Genomic DNA, 17629 nt, shown 5'->3' with positions numbered 1-17629 from the left:
ACGAGCTTTCTGCGTTCGTCTCGTTCGGCGGCAGACTTGTTGTTTACTATTCTACAACAGTTGCAGGCCGCGTCCAACTAATGACGCCATCGTCGTCCATGATTCCGATCGTTACATCCGAAATATCGGGATCACGAAGCAGGTTGTCGATGACCTTGTGTTTGATTGCGGTCGCTTGTGCGAGGCTTAAGCCTTTGCTTAACTCGATATAGGCTTCCACATGATACGCGCGGCCTTCCTGAACGATCCGCATTCTGCCGATATCCGTCACGTCCGTTTGAGACAAAATATTGCGGCTGATTCGATCTTCCACGTCCTTGGGAGCTGCAACCCCGATTAAGCCGACCATATTGTCGTAACCAACCTTAAAGGCGACGCCGATCATCAGGAACGAGATCAAAACGGTGGCTATACCGTCCAGCAGCTTGAAGTCCGTAAATTCGGCAAGAATAACCGCTATGAGAGCGAGCGCCTGTCCAAGCGTAGCGACGACATCCTCATAGAATACAAGGCGGGTGGGAGGAGCAGCTCTTCCCGCATTGCGGACAGCGGAAGAGATAATGCCAATGCCTTTCGCTCCGGAACGGGTTTCTTTGACGATTTCTTTCATTGCTTTGATCAAAATGGCGCCGTCAATTCCGATTGCGATCAGCAAGACAATGAAGTTAAGCCAGAAGTTGGTGGATTCCTCGGGATGCTCTAGCAGCTTAACGCCTTTGTGAAAGGTTTCGTACGCCATAATCGTAACCACGATGACGGCTACCATGCAGAAGAGATTGACTACGCGACCGAATCCCGTGGGAAACCGCTTTGTCGGTTTCTTTTCCGCCAGGACGCTGCCGGCAAAGACGAAGCCCTGGTTAACCGCATCCGCGATCGAATGCATGGCGGAAGCGAACATTGTGCCGCTGCCGCTGATGGAAGCGGCGATGGCCTTGATCACCGCGAGGCCCGTATTGCCAAGAGCCGCGATGCCTGACGAGGTGTTGCCTTTCTTAATTAATGCGATCAAATTGCGCATGCTACGATTACTCCTCCATATTCCGTAAATTTACATGTAATTATATGCCTTTTCGATTATTTCTTCAATGTATAGTCTAATATGCCTTTAACGAGCTCCGTCATTCGACACTTTACTTTTGGCAATTGTCGATAAACCTTATATAATGATAAAGGTATCACGAAAGGAGTCGCTGTTATGATAACAACCGAGAGAGCGGTACATAAGGAACAGCTTGAGCAGGCATATGCCATCCGGACGGAGGTTTTTGTCGAAGAACAAGGCGTTCCCCTTGAAGCGGAAATCGACGAATATGAAGAAGAGTCGAGCCATGTGCTCGTTCGATACGACGGAGAGCCAGCCGGTACGGGGCGTGTTCGCAGTCTGGACAAAGTGGCCAAGCTGGAACGGATCTGCGTAAGGGAGAAGTTCCGTAAAGCCGGAATTGGCGCAGAAATTATGAAAGAGCTGGAGGCGATCGCGCGTGAACAGGGGTTGACGAAGGCCAAGCTTCATGCACAGATGCAAGCAGCGGATTTTTATGAGAAAACAGGATATACAATCGATTCGGATATATTTATGGAGGAGAACATCCCCCACGTGAGAATGATCAAACAATTATAAAGGATGTTCAAAAAGTCCGCTTTTGATCACGAAGTATGCCATGAAGCCTACTCGACATCGAATATTGAATTCAAGCGAAACTTCCGGTGCTCACGTAGCTTCCACTACGCTCCGCTCCTCAGTTTCTACTTTCACTCAATCTTCTCGGTGCTGAAAACCGAACTTTTTGAACACGCACTTATAGTGACCATGCGTCCAATTATCCAATAACACGCGGCGAAAGAAGGGTTATGCGTGATATTCTCTACCTATACGTTCATCTTCATCTTTCTTCCGGTTACGTTTCTCGTCTATCGCGTTTTGGCGAGTCTGGGCTGGATCAATGTGGCCAAGCTGTGGCTTGTGCTGGCTTCATTGGCTTTTTATGCAAAAGGAAGCGGGACCTTCGTGCTCCTGTTCATCGCGGATATCATGCTGAATTTCATGATCGGCAGCTTGATCGTGAGAGCGGCCAAAGCAAACGCAAGGTGGACAAAAAGATTGCTGCTCACGGCGGGTCTAATGCTCAACGTCGCATTCCTGGGATACTATAAGTATGCGAACTTCGCCATCGAAAATGTAAACCTGCTAAGCGGCGGTTCTTTCCCGCTGCTGGAGATTGTGCTGCCGCTTGGAATCTCGTTCTATACGTTCCAATTTATCGCGTACTTGGTCGACTGTTACAAAGAGCGAACGAAGGAAACGCCTGTTATCGACTTCCTGTTGTTCATAACCTTCTTTCCGCAGCTGATCGTGGGACCGATCGTCCATCACGAAGATATGATCCCGCAATACAAGGAAAAAGGATTCCTGCGATTCAACAAGGTAAATATGATGCTCGGCATTTTTCTGTTCGCCATGGGCTGCGCCAAAAAAATTATGTTAGCCGATCCGCTAACGAGTTATGCTGCATCATTTTTTGGAGATGTCGGAGCAGGAGATACGTTCGCGGCATGGGGCGCGTCCTTTGGCTATACCATCTCCTATTATTTCGATCTTTCCGGTTATGCGGACATGGCGCTGGGACTTGCTTTTATGTTCAATATCCGTCTGCCCCATAACTTTAATTCGCCCTATAAATCAAGGAATTTCCGCGAATATTGGCAGCGATGGCATATGACCTTGTCGAAGTTTCTGTCCGATTACATATTCAGAAGCTTCTACCGAAAGGGAAGCGGCAGCTTTAACTTCTACTTCTCCGTCATGATGACGTTTTTTGTTTCGGGTTTCTGGCACGGAGCAGGCTGGCAGTTTATTATCTGGGGTCTCGTCAATGGGGTGTTCGTCTGCATGTCCCACATGATGTATCGGAACAAGTGGCAGCTGCCCTTTTTCCTGGCGTGGGCGCTTACGTTCGCGGGCGTTGTCGGCACGCGCATCCTGTTCGTATCCGACGATATGAAGGAAGCGACGGCGGTCTTCCGCAAAATGTTCAGCCTCAAAGATTATTCAGGCCTTGGCTTTAGCGGCTTCGCCGACCAGCTCGTCATCTACGCGGCCAATAATGCCTATATTCTCGCGCTGCTGTTTATCGGCATGGCGATCACGTTTTTTACTCCGAATTCGAAACAGTTGACGGACGACTTCAAACCGAAGATCAGGCATGCCGTCGCAGCCGCGTTCATGCTTGGCATTTCGCTGGCGCAGATGACGTCGGTATCTAATTTCTTATATTTCCAATTTTAGAAGAGGGGTGTTCCTCATGACGTTCCGCAGATGGATAACTGCGTTCCTAGCGTCGCTGCTGCTCGCTGCTGCTGCGCTCGGAGGTTTCAACATGATCGTGGATCCTTTCGGCGTGTTCGGGGACAAGGTGCTGGGCTGGCACTCCTACAACATGGTCAATAATCCCAGGGTCGCCAAGATCGGCTATCTGGATCAATATCACGACCGCTACGATTCTTATATTATCGGGGGGTCCAAATCCAGCTCGATCTCTCCGGAGCTCCTGGACGACTATTACGGCGACGGAGCCAGCTTTTACAGCATGTTGATGTACGGCGGCGACTTCAACGATTACGAAAAGACGCTCTATTATCTAATCGACGAGTACAAGCCAAAAAATATCGTGCTCCACATGAGCTTGCAGGAGATCAGCCACTTTAACGAAACGCCGACGGACTTCAAGCAATCGCTGCATGCGAAGGTGTCGGGCGAGTCCAAGCTTAAGTTTTACTGGGACTACTTGAAGCTCAATCCTACGTATGGCTATTCCAAGCTGGAGGGGTACGCGCAGCGGTCGGTCGATCCGTTCCAGTACTCGCAGTTCATTCCCGATACGGGCGTTTATAACAAAATAAAACGAGACGCGGAGCCCGTCGACAATCTCGAGACGTATATGGCCGCAAACGCCGCGGCGTTTGCGCCGTTCGGCAAGCTGGAGGCGGTGGCGCTGGACAAAAACGTCGAATCGTTAAAACGGATGAAGGCTTATACGGAGGAGCACGGAGCCACCTTTAGGCTTATAACGGGCGCGACGGCGGATCAGGAGCTGTTAAGCTATGATATGGAGGCGCTTAAGACGTATTGGACCAAGATCGCGGAGGTCACCGATTTTTGGGACTTTAGCGGTTATTCGGGTGTCAGCGGCGATCCGCGTTACTTCTACGATACGATGCATTACAGAAATACGTTAGGCGCCATGATGCTGGGGTATATTTTTGAGGACCCGGACGTGTACGTTCCCGCGAACTTCGGACACTATACGACGAAGGATAATGTACAAAAGAGGGCGGAGGAAGCTTTTACTCGTCCCCCTAACTTGAACGGACAATCTGTTGCCATACCGATTCTCATCTATCATCATATCGACGACGACCCATACGAGCCGAATTCGTTAATTACGTCGCCTGCGAAGTTCCGAAGCGACATGGAAGCGGTAAAAGCTGCAGGCTACAACACGGTGCTGATACAGGACTTAATCGACTACGTGGACGGAAAGAAGACTCTACCTGACAATCCTGTAGCCATTACGTTCGATGACGGATATCTCAGCAATTACGAATACGCCTATCCTGTTCTCAAGGAGCTCGGCATGAATGCCACGATCTCCATTATCGGCTGGTCGGTGGGCCGTAACGAGCACCGGATCCCAGGCAAACAATTTTACCCACACTTCACTTGGGAACAAGCCAGGGAAATGCAGGAGTCCGGGGTAATCGACATTCAAAATCATAGCTTCGATCTTCATGAATCATCGCCGGATGATCCATCCGTACGCAGCGGCGTGCTGCAGATGGAGGGCGAGAGCAATGGCGTCTATAGCGAAGCCTTTGGCAAAGATGTCTCGTATTTGGCCAGCCTTATCGAAGAGGAAATTCCGAATCATGAGGTTAACATATTTACTTATCCGTTCGGCTATTACTCGCATCTGTCCGAACAAATATTGATGGATAAGGGCTATCGCTCCACATTATCGACAACTCCTGGCATTAGCGTGATCCGACAAGGGGACAAGCGCAGTTTGTTTGCACTAAAGCGGATTAACGGGGGGCCTGAGGTGGCCAGCGAAGCGCTGGTCAAGCTGTTGGAGACTAAATAGAAATGAGGGGGTGAAAACGAAGGCTGCCCAAGAACGGGGGATCGTTCCAACCGGCAGCCTCCATCTGTCCGCCGTTAGCCTGTAGATGGGCTGTTCGGCGTATGTCCCTTCTGATTGCGATTCTTTGAAACGGATGTAACAGTTTGGTTCTCTGCATGTTTGGAATTGACGGCATATGCATAGTTCCTGCTTGTCACTGATTGATGTCGATGACGACTCATGTCAAGGTGACCTCCATCCATAATGTTCATTGATTTCACAATGGGACATTTCTAGCCTGTCCTAATCGACATCGTTCTATTGAGGGAAGTTTCCACCAAGTATCGTTTCTAGGCTAAGCTGTTCTGCAATCGTTAATGAATGTTAACTTGTATAGGGGAGTGGAGAAGGAATGAAACCTCGAGTATTTGTAGATCGGCAGCTGGCTCCTGAAGTCGTGCAATGGCTATCGCAGCACTGCGAGCTGGATATGTGGACAGAAGGGGATACCATCACGCGAGACGCGCTTCAGCAACGTCTTTCGAACGCGGAGGGCTTTATTACATCCGGACGGCGAATCGACGAGGAGCTATTGAACGCCGCGCCTAATCTTAAGGTCGTCAGTTCTATTTCGGTTGGTTACAATCATTTTGATATCGGGGCGATGAAGCAGCGGGGAGTTATTGGCACGCATACTCCTTACGTGCTTGACGATACGGTAGCGGATTTGGCATTTGCGTTAATGCTAGGATCGGCGAGGCGAGTGGCGGAGCTGGATCGTTACGTTCGCGACGGCAACTGGAAGCGCGGAGACGGCGAAAATCTGTTCGGTGTCGACGTTCACCATGCGACGTTAGGCATCATTGGCATGGGACGGATCGGCGAAGCCGTGGCGAAACGCGCCCGGTTCGGCTTTGACATGAACGTGCAGTATTATAATCGGACTCGCAAGCCGGAAGCGGAAGAACGTTACGAAGCCGCATATGTCGATCTGAATACGCTTCTCTCCACCTCCGACTTTGTCGTCATGCTGGCGCCGTTAACAGAAGAGACCAGGGATATGATGGGTCAAGAGCAATTCTCGCGCATGAAATCATCGGCGATTTTCATTAATGTATCCAGGGGTGCGACTGTCGATGAAGACGCATTGTATGAAGCGCTCGAGAAGGGCAAAATCCGCGGTGCTGGACTAGACGTGTATAAGCAGGAGCCTCTCGATGGCGGACATCCGCTGCTGACACTACCGAATGTTCTCGCTCTGCCGCATCTTGGCTCGGCAACGACAAAGACCCGAATCGTCATGGCTCGAGCAGCTGCGGAAAATTTGGTTGCGGCATTAAAAGGCGAAACTCCGCCATACCTGGTGCCGGAATTTCGTTCGTAGCGATTAGCCGTGAATAAGAAGAGGCTGTACAGCAAGATTTCGATTGAAATCTGTTGTACAGCCTTTTATTCGTCCATTGCAAAGCTATTAGATCTTCAATACTTCCACCCGATTGGAGAAAAACGTGGCTCCGCCGCCCATATCAGCCAGACGCTGCGGCGTAAGAGCGTTTACCGAGCTGCGGCCCTTCTCAACGTCATCCCACCATAGGCCTTGCGTGACCAGAACGCCAGGCAGCACATCTTGTCCAATCCTCAGAGTTAGCTTGGCTTCGCCTCTAAGGTTGCGTACCAACACATGTTCGCCGTCCAGCAAGCCGAGTGATCCCGCGTCTTGCTCGTTCATATTAAGAAAGGGACCTTTCTCAAGCTTCTGAAGCTTGGACTGATTGCCGAACGTAGAATTGATATAGCTGTGGTTCGGACCCGTTATCAGCAAGAACGGAAAGTCGGTCTCCTCGAGAATGGGGGTATAGGTAGGAACGGGAGCCAGACCGTTCTTTAACATCGCTTCAGAATAGAGCTCGATTTTCCCTGACGGCGTCGGGATGCGCTCTTTCAAGGGGAGCTCGCGTCCTCCGCCAGCCTTCATCCATCCATGTTCCCTCAAAGCCTCAACCGTGATTCCTTCCAGCAGCGGATTCAACTCCGCGTCTAACGCCTCCGCAATCATCTCTTCTTCTGTCAGATCGAACAGTTCCCGCTCGAAGCCCATGCGAAGCGCAAGCTCCTTGAACAATGTGAAGTTCGATTTGCTTAACCCGGCAGGGGCAAGAACGGGCTCGCCAATTTGCAGATAGAGATGCCAATAAGAGGTGTACAAATCCAAGTTCTCCAGATGGGAGGTAGCCGGAAGGACAAGATCCGCGTATTTGCACGTGTCGGTCAAAAACAAATCATGTGTAATCGTAAATAAATCCTCGCGAAGCAGTCCTTCCCTCACCTTGGATTGATCCGGGGCGACGATTGCAGGATTGCTGTTATAGACGAACAACATTCGAACAGGCGGCTCCAGCCTTGTAAGAGCAGCGCCAAGCTGGTTCATATTTACCGTGCGGACATCGGGATCAGGCAACAAGTCGGGCCGTTCCAGACGATCGTTGTTGATCCGCGAATACCAACCGTTCCCTTTCATCGCGCCGCCCCCCAGATGTTTCCACTGTCCGGTCAAGGCAGGAAGACAGGAGATTGCGCGCACGATCATGCCACCGTTGTCATGATGCTGGAGCCCGTTGCCGATCCGGATAAACGAGGGGGTCGTCGTCCCGTACAATCGGGCCAGCCACTCAATCCGCTCGGGTGGGATGCCAGTAATCTCGGAAACATACTGAGGAGTGTATAATAACGCTTCTTGCTTAAGCTCCTCGTAACCAATGGTAAACTCTTGAAGGAAGCTCTCGTCCGCCAATTCGTCACGGATAAGGATATGCATCAAACCCATGGCAAGCGCGCCATCGGTACCGGGACGGAGATGGACAAATTCGTCAGCCCAGGTCGAAGTCCGATTGCGATGGACGTCGATATGCACGATGATTGCGCCATGTTTGCGCGCTTCCGTGGCAAGCATCGTCTGATGCATATTGGTGGATACCAGATTGCAGCCCCAGAGGAGGAACAGCTTGGTATGAACGGTTGCTTCCGGATCGATGCCGACGGAGCCCCCCATTGTGTATTTGTAGCCGGTTGCTCCCGCAACGTTGCAGATGGTACGGTCCAGTTTGGCGGCCCCAAGCCTGTGGAAGAAACGGCGATCCATACCCTCCGCGTTAAGTACGCCCATATTGCCATAGAAGCTATAAGGCAGGATAGACTGAGCGCCGAAGTCGCGAATCAATTGCTGCATTCGGCCGATAATCTCGTCATAGGCTTCCTCCCAGGTGATCGGCTCAAAGTCCAACGTGCCCTTGGGACCTACGCGCCGCATGGGTTGTAGCAGGCGATCCGGATGGTGGACGCGATCAGGCAGCTGCCGAACCTTGTTGCAGATGGCGCCTTTCGTGACGGGGTGAAGAGGGTCCCCGGTTACTTTCTTGACCTCGCCATTCTCAATCGTAATATGCAAGCCGCATGTATCCGGGCAGTCGAATGGACAGACGGAGCGAGCAATGCCGTCGCGAGAGTTGTCACGAGCAATATTTATGTTTAACGTCATTAATCATCTCTCCCCAACCATAATAAAATGAATCTCTATTATACCTGTACTCGCCGCTCAGAGAAATACTGCGATGGAGGACAGCCCCAAGTTCTTTTGAAAATGCGCTGGAAGTAGGAGACATCGGCGTAACCCAGATAGTCGCTTATTTCGGCTATTGTAAGCAACGATTCCCGGAGCATATAGGCTGCGGTTCTCATCCGAACTCCGTGGACATAATCGCTGATCGTCTGTCCCATTACCCGGCGGAAGAGGGAGGCGGCATGATTGGGACTCCGGTCTATCACGTCGCCGAGCGTCTCCTTTGTGATTCGTTCGCGGTAATGATCCTGAATGTATGCTTTCATCTTATCGGCATGCTGCCGGGTGAGGTTGGATTCCTTGCCGCGATCCAATTCCCTGCACCATAAAGCGAGCGTTTCGATCACGGCAGCGGTCATTCGCACCCGCGCGTAAGGAATGTCATCCTCCCACTCGGCGCATGAGGCACGGAGCCGCTCCAAGCAGAGCTCGTAACAGCCGGCCTGAGCAGCCACAACCTGCCTCGTTTGGAAAAGCGGCAGCGAGCAGCCGCCTTCCTTGGCCGCAAGGGCGAGAGTGAAGACAAGCTTTTCGTGGAACATCGTCGGTACGCTTTTGCCGTAGAACGTTACCCCTGGGGGAAGCCAGACAAAGTCGCCGCGATGCGCCATATACTTCTCGCCGTCCACCCAATAGAGACACTTTCCATATGTGATAACCGCCAATCTGGCGAAACCATCGGATCCGTCGCTTTCGGTGTACCAGCCAAGCCCTTTGTTCAGTTCGTAGTCGATTAACTCAATCATGACACACCTCGTCGTACTATAATCCATTAATCATACTATAATTCATGTACGATGTCCGCTACTTCCTCTACAATAATGAAAGTGAATAACGGAGGGATGAATAAGATGAGTCAGACGAAGATTGTATGTACGATGGGTCCGTCCAGCAACTCCATATCGATCCTGAAGGAAATGATGAAGTCCGGCATGACCGTAGCGAGGCTTAACATGGCCCACGGGGAGCTGGAAGACCATAGCAGCCGAATTGAACTGATCCGTGAAGCGGCATCCGAAGCATCCGCTATCGTGGCTATTATGATGGATATCAAAGGACCGGAAATTCGTATCGGTACGCTTGAAGAGGGCAGCTACGAGCTGAAAGCGGGAGATACGCTTACACTGACAAGCGAGCCTATTACGGGTAATGGAGTGCGCGTTGCCGTCAATTATCCGGATATGCCGAGCGTCATACAGCCTGGCAATCGCATTCTGATCGATGACGGATTGATCGAGCTGATCGCGCAAGAAGTTAAAGGTACCGAAATCGTATGTACCGTCATGAACGGCGGTCCGCTTAAGCCCCGCAAAGGCGTTAACCTGCCTGGCATCAGCACGACGCTTCCCGGCGTGACGGATCGCGACATCAGGCATATCGCGTTCGGCATCGAGCAAGGCATCGACATGATCGCGATGTCGTTCGTTCGCAAGGCCGAGGATGTGCTGCAGGTTCGTCAGCTTCTGGAGGATGCGGGAGCGGCCCACATCCAGATTATTTCGAAAATCGAAAACGAGGAAGGCGTCGATAATTTGGACGCGATCATCGAAGTGTCAGACGGCATTATGGTCGCGCGCGGCGACCTTGGCGTCGAAATCCCGGCGGAAGACGTGCCGATGATTCAGAAGACGATGATCGAGAAGTGCAACTTGGCTGGCAAGCCAGTCATCGTGGCCACGCAAATGCTGGATTCCATGCAAGTAAATCCTCGACCGACGCGCGCGGAAGTGAGCGACGTGGCGAACGCGGTTCTGCATGGAGCGGACGCGATCATGTTATCCGGGGAGTCCGCCGCCGGCAAATACCCGCTGGAATCGGTACGCATGATGGCGATGATCGCGGAACGCGCGGAATCGACCATCGATTACGCGGAGCAATTCAAGTCAAGGATAACTACGCCTACCGGATCTATAACCGAAGTTATCAGCCAAGCGGTCGTCAGTTCGTCTCTGCAATTAAACGCCAAAGCGATTTTAACGCCGACCGAGAGCGGATTTACGGCGCGCATGGTCTCCAAGTATCGTCCCGAATCGCCTATTATCGCCATTACGGCGCATGATCATGTATTGAAAAGGATGACGCTTGTTCGCGGCGTTATCCCGGTAAAAGGCGAATCGATGTCTTCGACGGACGAGCTGTTTAAGGCTTCCATCCGAGGCGCGGCTCGCACGCAGCTTCTGCAATCCGGCGATTTCGTTGTTATCTCGGCCGGCGTGCCAAGCGGCAAGGCAGGCGCGACGAATCTGATCCGTATCCACCAGATGGACTAAAACCTGCTGCTATTGACAGGACAAGCATGAAAATGCGACAATGGCTTTGGTCATCGGCTTCGGCTGATGCGCTAACTTGAGAGTGCAATGATTCATTCGTATAACTCCGCATAACGGTTGAGACACAGGGCGGGGGTTCTACGGGAAGCCTAACTTCCTTGCTACGAATAACGACACAGCTGCGTAAACGATGTTCGCGCAGCGGTCGTTGCGCGTAGCTTTTTTGCGCGTTGTCCTATAGTACGATCGGGACAAAATGAATATTACCGCGCATCATATTGCCGCTCTGTCGATTAAATAGGAGAGAAGTGAGGGAACAAACATGAAACATATGATAGCCGTGTTTCTCGGTGCGGCCAGCTACGGCATTTTGTCCACATTCGTTGTCCTGGCTTATGGCCATGGTTATACGCTGGGAGAGGTCGTTGGCAGTCAAATGATGATCGGCTTTCTGCTTACATGGGCGTTGTCGGCTTGGCTGAACATGAGAAAGAAGCAAGCCGTTAAACGGCAAACGAACATGACAGGCCATCAAGCAGACGGGACTCAACCAAGCATACGGACCAAAGCCGTTTTAACGCTCAAACAAAAGTTGCTGCTGATGCTTGCGGGATTGCCTACGGCTGTAACGGGCTTGTTATATTATGAATCGCTTCGGTATGTTCCGGCTTCCGTCGCCATTCTGCTGCTGTTTCAATTCACCTGGATGGGCGTGCTTATTCAAGCGGTACGTCTTCGCAAACTGCCGGAGCGCAAAGTATATTTGACCTTGGCGATTCTGCTTGGCGGTACTTTGCTTGCTGCCGGTCTGGCCGAGCCTGGCGCTGGAGCCTTTCATCTTGGCGGAATCGTGCTGGGACTGCTGGCTGCCGTCAGTTATACGCTCTTTATGTTGTTTAATGGAAAAGCAGTGCCGGATGCAGAGCCTGCAGATCGCAGCAAATGGATGATGCTTGGAGCCATGCTGCTGGTATTTATGCTGTTCCCGCCGCAATTTCTGTGGAATGGCGATTTATTAAGCCCATTAATGTTGTTCGGATTGCTCCTTGGCGCTTTCGGAGCGTTCATTCCGCCGCTTTTGTTCGCTTACGGCATTCCTCATATCGGCGAAGGCTTGGCCGGGATTCTCGGCGCAGCGGAGCTTCCGGTTGCCGTTATGTTGTCGGCGGTTGTCTTGCACGAAGAAGTCAGCTTATTGCAGTGGATCGGAGTCGCCATCGTCCTGGCGGGCGTGGCTTTACCGGAATGGCTAAAGCGCCTTAAGCGCGTGCCTGTTGTCAATCATTGACAACGAACTTCCCTAGGCGTACAATTTTGTTGGATTTGACAGTTTGCTTGTCATGGATTCATCAATTGGACTGGGGGAGTTAGGATGACAGTTATCGGCAATAAAGCCGTCGTGTTGTTCCAGGGGGACAGCATTACGGATTGCGGAAGAAATCGTGAAGTAGGGAGCAGTCTGGGAACTGGATATGCCAATCTGATCGCGTCGGAATTCGGATTTAAATATCCGGAAAAGAATGTTACGTTCTTGAATCGCGGCATTAGCGGCAATCGCGTCGTTGATCTGGAAGGGCGTTGGCAGGAGGATTGTCTGGATTTGAAGCCAACCATGGTTTCCATCTACATCGGAATCAACGATACATGGCGCAAGTATGACAGCAACAATCCGACATCCGCAGAGAGCTATTACGAAGGGTACCGCCGTCTCATTATAAACACAAAGGAATCATTGGATGCTTCGCTCATTCTAATTGAACCGTTTGTATTGCCGGTGCCGGAGGACCGCAGGGGCTGGAGAGAGGATCTCGATCCAAAGATTACGGCTGTCCGTTCCTTAGCGGAGGAATTCAAGACGTTATACGTACCGCTGGACGGGTTATTTGCCGCAGCCAGCATGTCCACGGGCGCCTCGTATTGGGCAGGAGACGGCGTACATCCTTCGCCGGCAGGGCATGGGTTAATCGCGGATGCCTGGCTAAGAGCTGTTGGCGCTAAGGGGTAATCTGGTAAAGTTTCTTTATAAAATGTTCTTTCGCTACCCTATGCCCATTCTTTGGAATTATAATAAAGGTGTCGGGGCCGACGAAATACGCGCGAAAGGAGATGATCCAATTGAATCACAACGTAGAGGTGATCTCCGAGTAATCGGAGAGAATCATCGATACAGAAGAGGCCGCCAAGGCCTCTTCTTAATTTCTGGAAACGATTCGCATTGTGCGATGGAATGTTTTTCTTTATAATGGAAAGGCGGTTCCTTTTAAAGGAATCAGCAAAAACCCAAATTCGAAGAAAGGGAGGATGATTACAATGATTGATTTCCACATCATGAATCAAACAAGTATTGCCGCTCAGCCATCTGCGTCCCAAGCGGCGCATTACAATCGTATAGACCAGTTCGAGGAGGATTTTGAACGTGAACTACAAAAATGGAAGAGACGTGCTTCCCCCTAGCCTATTATTAGAGCTCCAAAAATATATTCAGGGCGACCTCATCTATATTCCGAAGCCGGCGAATCAGCGCGCGAGCTGGGGAGAGGTTAGCGGCACCCGCAAGCTGCTTGCGGAACGCAATAAGGAGATCGTGCAATGTTATGTCAACGGCGCAACCGTCGCGGAGCTGGAACGCAAGTACCATCTGTCCAGCGAAAGCATTCGCAAGATCATCGTGAAAGCCCGTTAATGAGATGAACAATCGCATCATATCCATAATTAAAGAACCTCCGATTCCCTTATCTGTCGCCAGATGCCGGGAACGGAGGTTCTTTTGTATGCTTACACGGATGAAGTCGTTGCAGATGGAAGGGCTACCTTCGTTCTTGGATATTTGTAATCATCCCGATAGCAGCGCGTCTCGGAATCGTAATCCGATTGGGATAATCGGTGGGATACGTCGAATATGGGCAATTCCGGATTTACATGCAAAGTAGAGCCGAAGAAAGAACAACATTCGAAGTGAAAATCCAGCGTCGTGATAAGAATAACACAATTGGAAAACGTGCAATTACTAAACGAAAATCCATCGAAAGCGATCGTTTCATTTTGGAAATGTTGATTCATAATTAACTTCATTTGCAACTCTCCTCTGTAATGATTAGGCGACTCAGGCGACATATGAACTATGCTAACAGATCGCATGCGAAATGTTTGTCGCAACTTGACTCCCGTTTGAAATAGATATCGACAAAGACCGATCCTTTTTCCCGGAATTTTATGAGCCATCGTCAATTTTAATTTTATAAACAAAAATGATTATTTATAATCTGAAAATCAGTTTGTTTGATTATAAGTTTATATTATATAACATAGATCAAGATGTCAGTAAACGTTCGAATTAAGGATGATCGGGCAGGATATGGGAGCAATTGGGAGGACACATGGGGTCAGCGACGCTCAACCTAGGAGAGCTTTAAATAGGAGAGGATATGCCGAATTAATGGAAATGACCTCCAGCCGGATTCATGTTAGCCTTTTAAGTGTTCGAAAAAAACGTAGCGAAAGGCTGGTGGAACGCAACGTGCGTAAAAAGTGGATGATGCTGATCCTGGCGACAATGTTGCTCTTAACCGCATGTTCCGAAAACGGGAGCAGCGGCAAAAACGATGGAGGGCAATCAGGCAACGGAAATGCGGCAAGCACCTTGGAGAAAGCCAAGGAACAAGGGTACATAACGATTGGATTCGCGGGAGAGAACCCGTACGCTTACAAAGATGAAAACGGCGAGCTGACGGGAGAAGCGGTCGAAATTGCGCGAACGATTTTGAAGCGGCTTGGCATTGAAGAGATGAGGGCTGAATTGACGGAATTTTCAGGCTTGATTGCCGGTCTGCAGGCTAAGCGATTCGATATGATCGCCGCGGGCATGTTCATTAACCCGGAACGTTGCGAAGCGGTATTGTTCGCCAATCCGGAATACAGCATCGGGGAAGGTCTGGCGGTCAAAGCCGGCAACCCGCTGAATTTAACAAGCTACAATGCAATTGCCGAGAACAAGGATGCCAAAGTAGCGGTCATGTCGGGAGCGGTCGAGATTGGATATCTCGAGGCAAGCGGCGTAACGGAGGCGCAGATGGTAATCGTGCCGGATCAGGATGCAGCAATAAGCGCGTTGCAATCCGGTCGTGCCGACGCCATGACAATGACGGGACCCGCGCTGCAGTCCAGACTGGATCAAGCGGGAGACGAGGGCCTGGAGCGAGTCATGGATTTTGAACAACCGACGGTCGACGGCAACAGCGTGAGGGGCTACGGGGCATCCGCATTCCGATTGGATGACGTTTCCTTGCAAGAAGCGTTTAACACGGAGCTTGACGCTATGAAAGAGAATGGAGAGCTGCTGCAAATTTTGCAGCAATTCGGATTTACCGAACAGGAGCTGCCAGGAGACGCAACGGCGCCGCAGCTTTGCTCTCCGCAAGCTTAACCCATGAATGTTCCCATCGGACAGTGGCTGCCCTTTTTGATGGACGGAGCAGTCGTCACTTTGAGAATAACGGTTCTTGCAGGACTTCTGGCATTTTCCTTATCCGCATTATCGGGCATGGGGCGATTGTCCGCCCTTACTCCAATCCGTTGGATCTCGGGCTGCTACATTGAGCTGTTTCGAGCTTCGTCGCTGCTTGTCCTGCTGTTCTGGGTATACTTCGCCCTTCCGATCGCCGGACTGGAGCTCAGCAAGACATGGTCTGCCGTGCTCGCGATCGGACTTAACATCGGAGCTTACGGAGGAGAGATAGTCAGAAGCTCCATACTTGCAGTTCCAAAGGGACAATATGAAGCATCCATCGCGCTTAATTTGCGTCCGTACACTAGATTTATCCGTGTCGTGCTTCCTCAAGCTTTTGTGCGGATGCTTCCTCCAATGGGGAATCTGTCTATCGAGATGCTGAAGTCGACTTCGCTTGTTTATTTTATTACAATGGCTGATTTGACCTATGAGGCCATGATTTTGAGAAATAACTATTATACGCATACACCGATTATATTCGGCTTGCTCCTTCTTATTTATTATTTAATGTCGTCTTGCGTGTCTTGGTCTGTCCGGCTGCTGGAGCGCAAGCTGGCTTGCTGGAGGTGACGCTTAGACATGTGGGATTGGGACTATGTTTACGAGTTGCTGCCGAAGCTGCTGCGTGCGCTGCCGGCAACGTTAGGCGCTGCATTATGCGGTTTCGCTCTTGCGGTGTTGGTCGGAATTTTTCTCGCCATTGCAGGGAGATCGCGGTTCAGACTTGTGAGAGGACTGACGACGGGCATCGTAGATTTCATCCGCAGCACGCCGCTTCTTGTGCAGCTATTCTTTTTGTATTATAGCTTGCCGATGCTGACGCCTCTTGCCATGTCGGCATTCGCGACAGGCGTTATCGGGTTGGGCTTGCATTATGCCTGCTATCTCTCGGAGGTTTTCCGATCAAGCATAGACGCGCTGCCGAAAGGGCAATGGGAGGCCGCCTCGGCGCTTAATCTCTCGAAAGCAAGAACCTGGTTTTCGATCGTATTGCCGCAAGCGATGCCGCCCGTTATCCCGATCATGGGCAATTATCTCATTGTCATATTTAAAGAAACGCCCGCATTATCTGCAATAACTTTCGTCGAGCTGCTCATGCGGACCAAAAACGAGACTTCCATCTCGTACCGCGCATTCGAACCTTACACGATTACGGGCGGACTGTTTATCGTCGTTAGCTTGCTGTTGTCTCTTGCGGTCAGTCGGCTGGAGAAGAGGTTCAAAAACCGAACGGCAGCATAGTCCGAAAAGGAGGTGCAAAAGTTCAATGAACTCGATATACATGCCAGATCAGGAAGCGCCCGCAAAGATTCAGGAACAACCTCTTATCCGGTATGAAGGCGTTACGAAGACATTCGGAGAACTGGAAGTGATCAAAGGCATTGATATGTCGATCTACGCAGGGGAGAAGCTTGCGATTATCGGTCCGAGCGGCTCAGGCAAAACCACGCTTGGCCGCATGCTGATGACGCTGGAGGAACCTACAAGCGGCATGATTACGATCGACGGCGAGGAGCTCTGGCAAATGCGAGACAAGCGGGGGCGATTGGTTCGTGCCAATGAGAAGCATCTCCATCGAATGCGCGAAAAAATCGGCATGGTGTTTCAGCATTTCAACCTGTTCCCGCATCTTACGGCACTGCGCAATGTTACGCTTGCGCTCACATCCGTTCTGAAGGTACCCAAGGACGAAGCACGGGAACGCGCCGCCGAGATGCTGGGCAAGGTGGGGCTCGCGACCAAATTGGACGAATACCCTTCAAGGCTGTCCGGCGGGCAAAAGCAGCGTGTCGCTATAGCGCGCGCGTTAGTCCTTCGTCCCAAAGTCATCGTCTTCGACGAGGTTACCTCGGCCTTGGATCCCGAGCTTGTCGGCGAAGTCCTCGAAGTGATTAAGGAGATCGCGGAGGATCGGGAGACGGCTATGATGCTCATTACGCATGAGATGGAATTTGCCAGAGAGGTGGCCGACCGCGTCGTCTTCGGGGCTGACGGACTCATTGTTGAACAAGGTACGCCGGAGGAGATATTCGATTCTCCCCGGAGCGAGCGGCTTCAGGCTTTTCTGGGCCGGTTCCGTTGAAGCAGCTTTTGAAATGTCACGTAAAGGAGG

The 17629-nt window shown here is 51.1% G+C and carries 16 protein-coding genes; 12 read left to right on the top strand and 4 right to left on the bottom strand.

Annotated features, from left to right (window positions below):
- Positions 1-46 precede the first annotated feature (46 nt).
- Positions 47-1021, bottom strand: coding sequence for a cation diffusion facilitator family transporter (locus H7F31_RS21475; protein WP_108992898.1), 975 nt, complete (start codon positions 1019-1021; stop codon positions 47-49).
- 177 nt (positions 1022-1198) lie between these two features.
- Between H7F31_RS21475 and H7F31_RS21470 the strand changes: the two genes are divergently transcribed.
- The 4 genes from H7F31_RS21470 to H7F31_RS21455 all read left to right on the top strand — a co-directional run bounded on the left by H7F31_RS21470 (position 1199) and on the right by H7F31_RS21455 (position 6507).
- A complete protein-coding gene (locus H7F31_RS21470) occupies positions 1199-1624 on the top strand; it encodes a GNAT family N-acetyltransferase (protein ID WP_187100468.1) in 426 nt (141 codons plus the stop codon).
- A 234-nt stretch (positions 1625-1858) separates the two neighbouring features.
- The gene (locus H7F31_RS21465) at positions 1859-3289 is read left to right on the top strand and encodes an MBOAT family O-acyltransferase (RefSeq protein WP_187100467.1); all 1431 of its coding nucleotides are present in this window, start codon (positions 1859-1861) and stop codon (positions 3287-3289) included.
- A gap of 16 nt (positions 3290-3305) precedes the next feature.
- The gene (locus H7F31_RS21460) at positions 3306-5144 is read left to right on the top strand and encodes a polysaccharide deacetylase family protein (protein WP_187100466.1); all 1839 of its coding nucleotides are present in this window, start codon (positions 3306-3308) and stop codon (positions 5142-5144) included.
- A 391-nt stretch (positions 5145-5535) separates the two neighbouring features.
- On the top strand, positions 5536-6507 hold the full coding sequence (locus H7F31_RS21455) for a 2-hydroxyacid dehydrogenase (protein ID WP_187100465.1): 972 nt from the start codon (positions 5536-5538) through the stop codon (positions 6505-6507).
- 87 nt (positions 6508-6594) lie between these two features.
- On the opposite strand, the gene H7F31_RS21450 is transcribed toward H7F31_RS21455, so the two are convergent.
- Positions 6595-8658: a molybdopterin oxidoreductase family protein gene (locus H7F31_RS21450; protein WP_187100464.1), complete on the bottom strand. Its 2064-nt coding sequence runs from the start codon at positions 8656-8658 to the stop codon at positions 6595-6597.
- 38 nt (positions 8659-8696) lie between these two features.
- Positions 8697-9485, bottom strand: coding sequence for a helix-turn-helix transcriptional regulator (locus H7F31_RS21445; protein ID WP_187100463.1), 789 nt, complete (start codon positions 9483-9485; stop codon positions 8697-8699).
- A 105-nt stretch (positions 9486-9590) separates the two neighbouring features.
- Here H7F31_RS21445 and pyk point away from each other — a divergent pair, with 105 nt between their 5' ends.
- From pyk to H7F31_RS21425, 4 genes are all read left to right on the top strand, one after another.
- On the top strand, positions 9591-11009 hold the full coding sequence (pyk, locus tag H7F31_RS21440) for a pyruvate kinase (RefSeq protein WP_187100462.1): 1419 nt from the start codon (positions 9591-9593) through the stop codon (positions 11007-11009).
- A 322-nt stretch (positions 11010-11331) separates the two neighbouring features.
- Complete coding sequence (locus H7F31_RS21435) at positions 11332-12297, top strand: EamA family transporter (protein ID WP_187100461.1); 966 nt, start codon at positions 11332-11334, stop codon at positions 12295-12297.
- 84 nt (positions 12298-12381) lie between these two features.
- Positions 12382-13014, top strand: a complete 633-nt coding sequence (locus H7F31_RS21430; RefSeq protein ID WP_187100460.1) for an SGNH/GDSL hydrolase family protein — start codon at positions 12382-12384, stop codon at positions 13012-13014.
- Positions 13015-13425: 411 nt separating this feature from the next.
- Positions 13426-13692, top strand: coding sequence for a CD3324 family protein (locus tag H7F31_RS21425; RefSeq protein ID WP_087569232.1), 267 nt, complete (start codon positions 13426-13428; stop codon positions 13690-13692).
- Positions 13693-13784: 92 nt separating this feature from the next.
- Here H7F31_RS21425 and H7F31_RS21420 read toward each other — a convergent pair whose 3' ends face one another.
- Positions 13785-14081, bottom strand: coding sequence for a hypothetical protein (locus H7F31_RS21420; RefSeq protein WP_087569231.1), 297 nt, complete (start codon positions 14079-14081; stop codon positions 13785-13787).
- A gap of 460 nt (positions 14082-14541) precedes the next feature.
- On the opposite strand from H7F31_RS21420, the gene ehuB reads away from it, so the two are divergent.
- The 4 genes from ehuB to ehuA are packed head-to-tail and all read left to right on the top strand — an operon-like array spanning position 14542 to position 17599.
- Entirely contained in the window at positions 14542-15432 is an 891-nt protein-coding gene (gene ehuB / locus H7F31_RS21415; protein WP_187105463.1) for an ectoine/hydroxyectoine ABC transporter substrate-binding protein EhuB, read from the top strand.
- A gap of 3 nt (positions 15433-15435) precedes the next feature.
- Positions 15436-16086, top strand: a complete 651-nt coding sequence (gene ehuC / locus H7F31_RS21410) for an ectoine/hydroxyectoine ABC transporter permease subunit EhuC (RefSeq protein WP_187100459.1) — start codon at positions 15436-15438, stop codon at positions 16084-16086.
- 9 nt (positions 16087-16095) lie between these two features.
- Positions 16096-16758 (top strand): ectoine/hydroxyectoine ABC transporter permease subunit EhuD, encoded by a 663-nt coding sequence (ehuD, locus tag H7F31_RS21405; protein ID WP_187100458.1) that lies wholly within the window; start codon positions 16096-16098, stop codon positions 16756-16758.
- A gap of 25 nt (positions 16759-16783) precedes the next feature.
- Entirely contained in the window at positions 16784-17599 is an 816-nt protein-coding gene (ehuA, locus tag H7F31_RS21400; protein ID WP_187100457.1) for an ectoine/hydroxyectoine ABC transporter ATP-binding protein EhuA, read from the top strand.
- The last annotated feature ends 30 nt before the right edge of the window (positions 17600-17629 follow it).

This window comes from Paenibacillus sp. PAMC21692 (genome assembly GCF_014303795.1).
Classification (GTDB): domain Bacteria; phylum Bacillota; class Bacilli; order Paenibacillales; family Paenibacillaceae; genus Pristimantibacillus; species Pristimantibacillus agaridevorans.
Note: the sequence above shows the minus strand (reverse complement) of the source record. Positions and strands in the feature narration are given on the sequence as shown.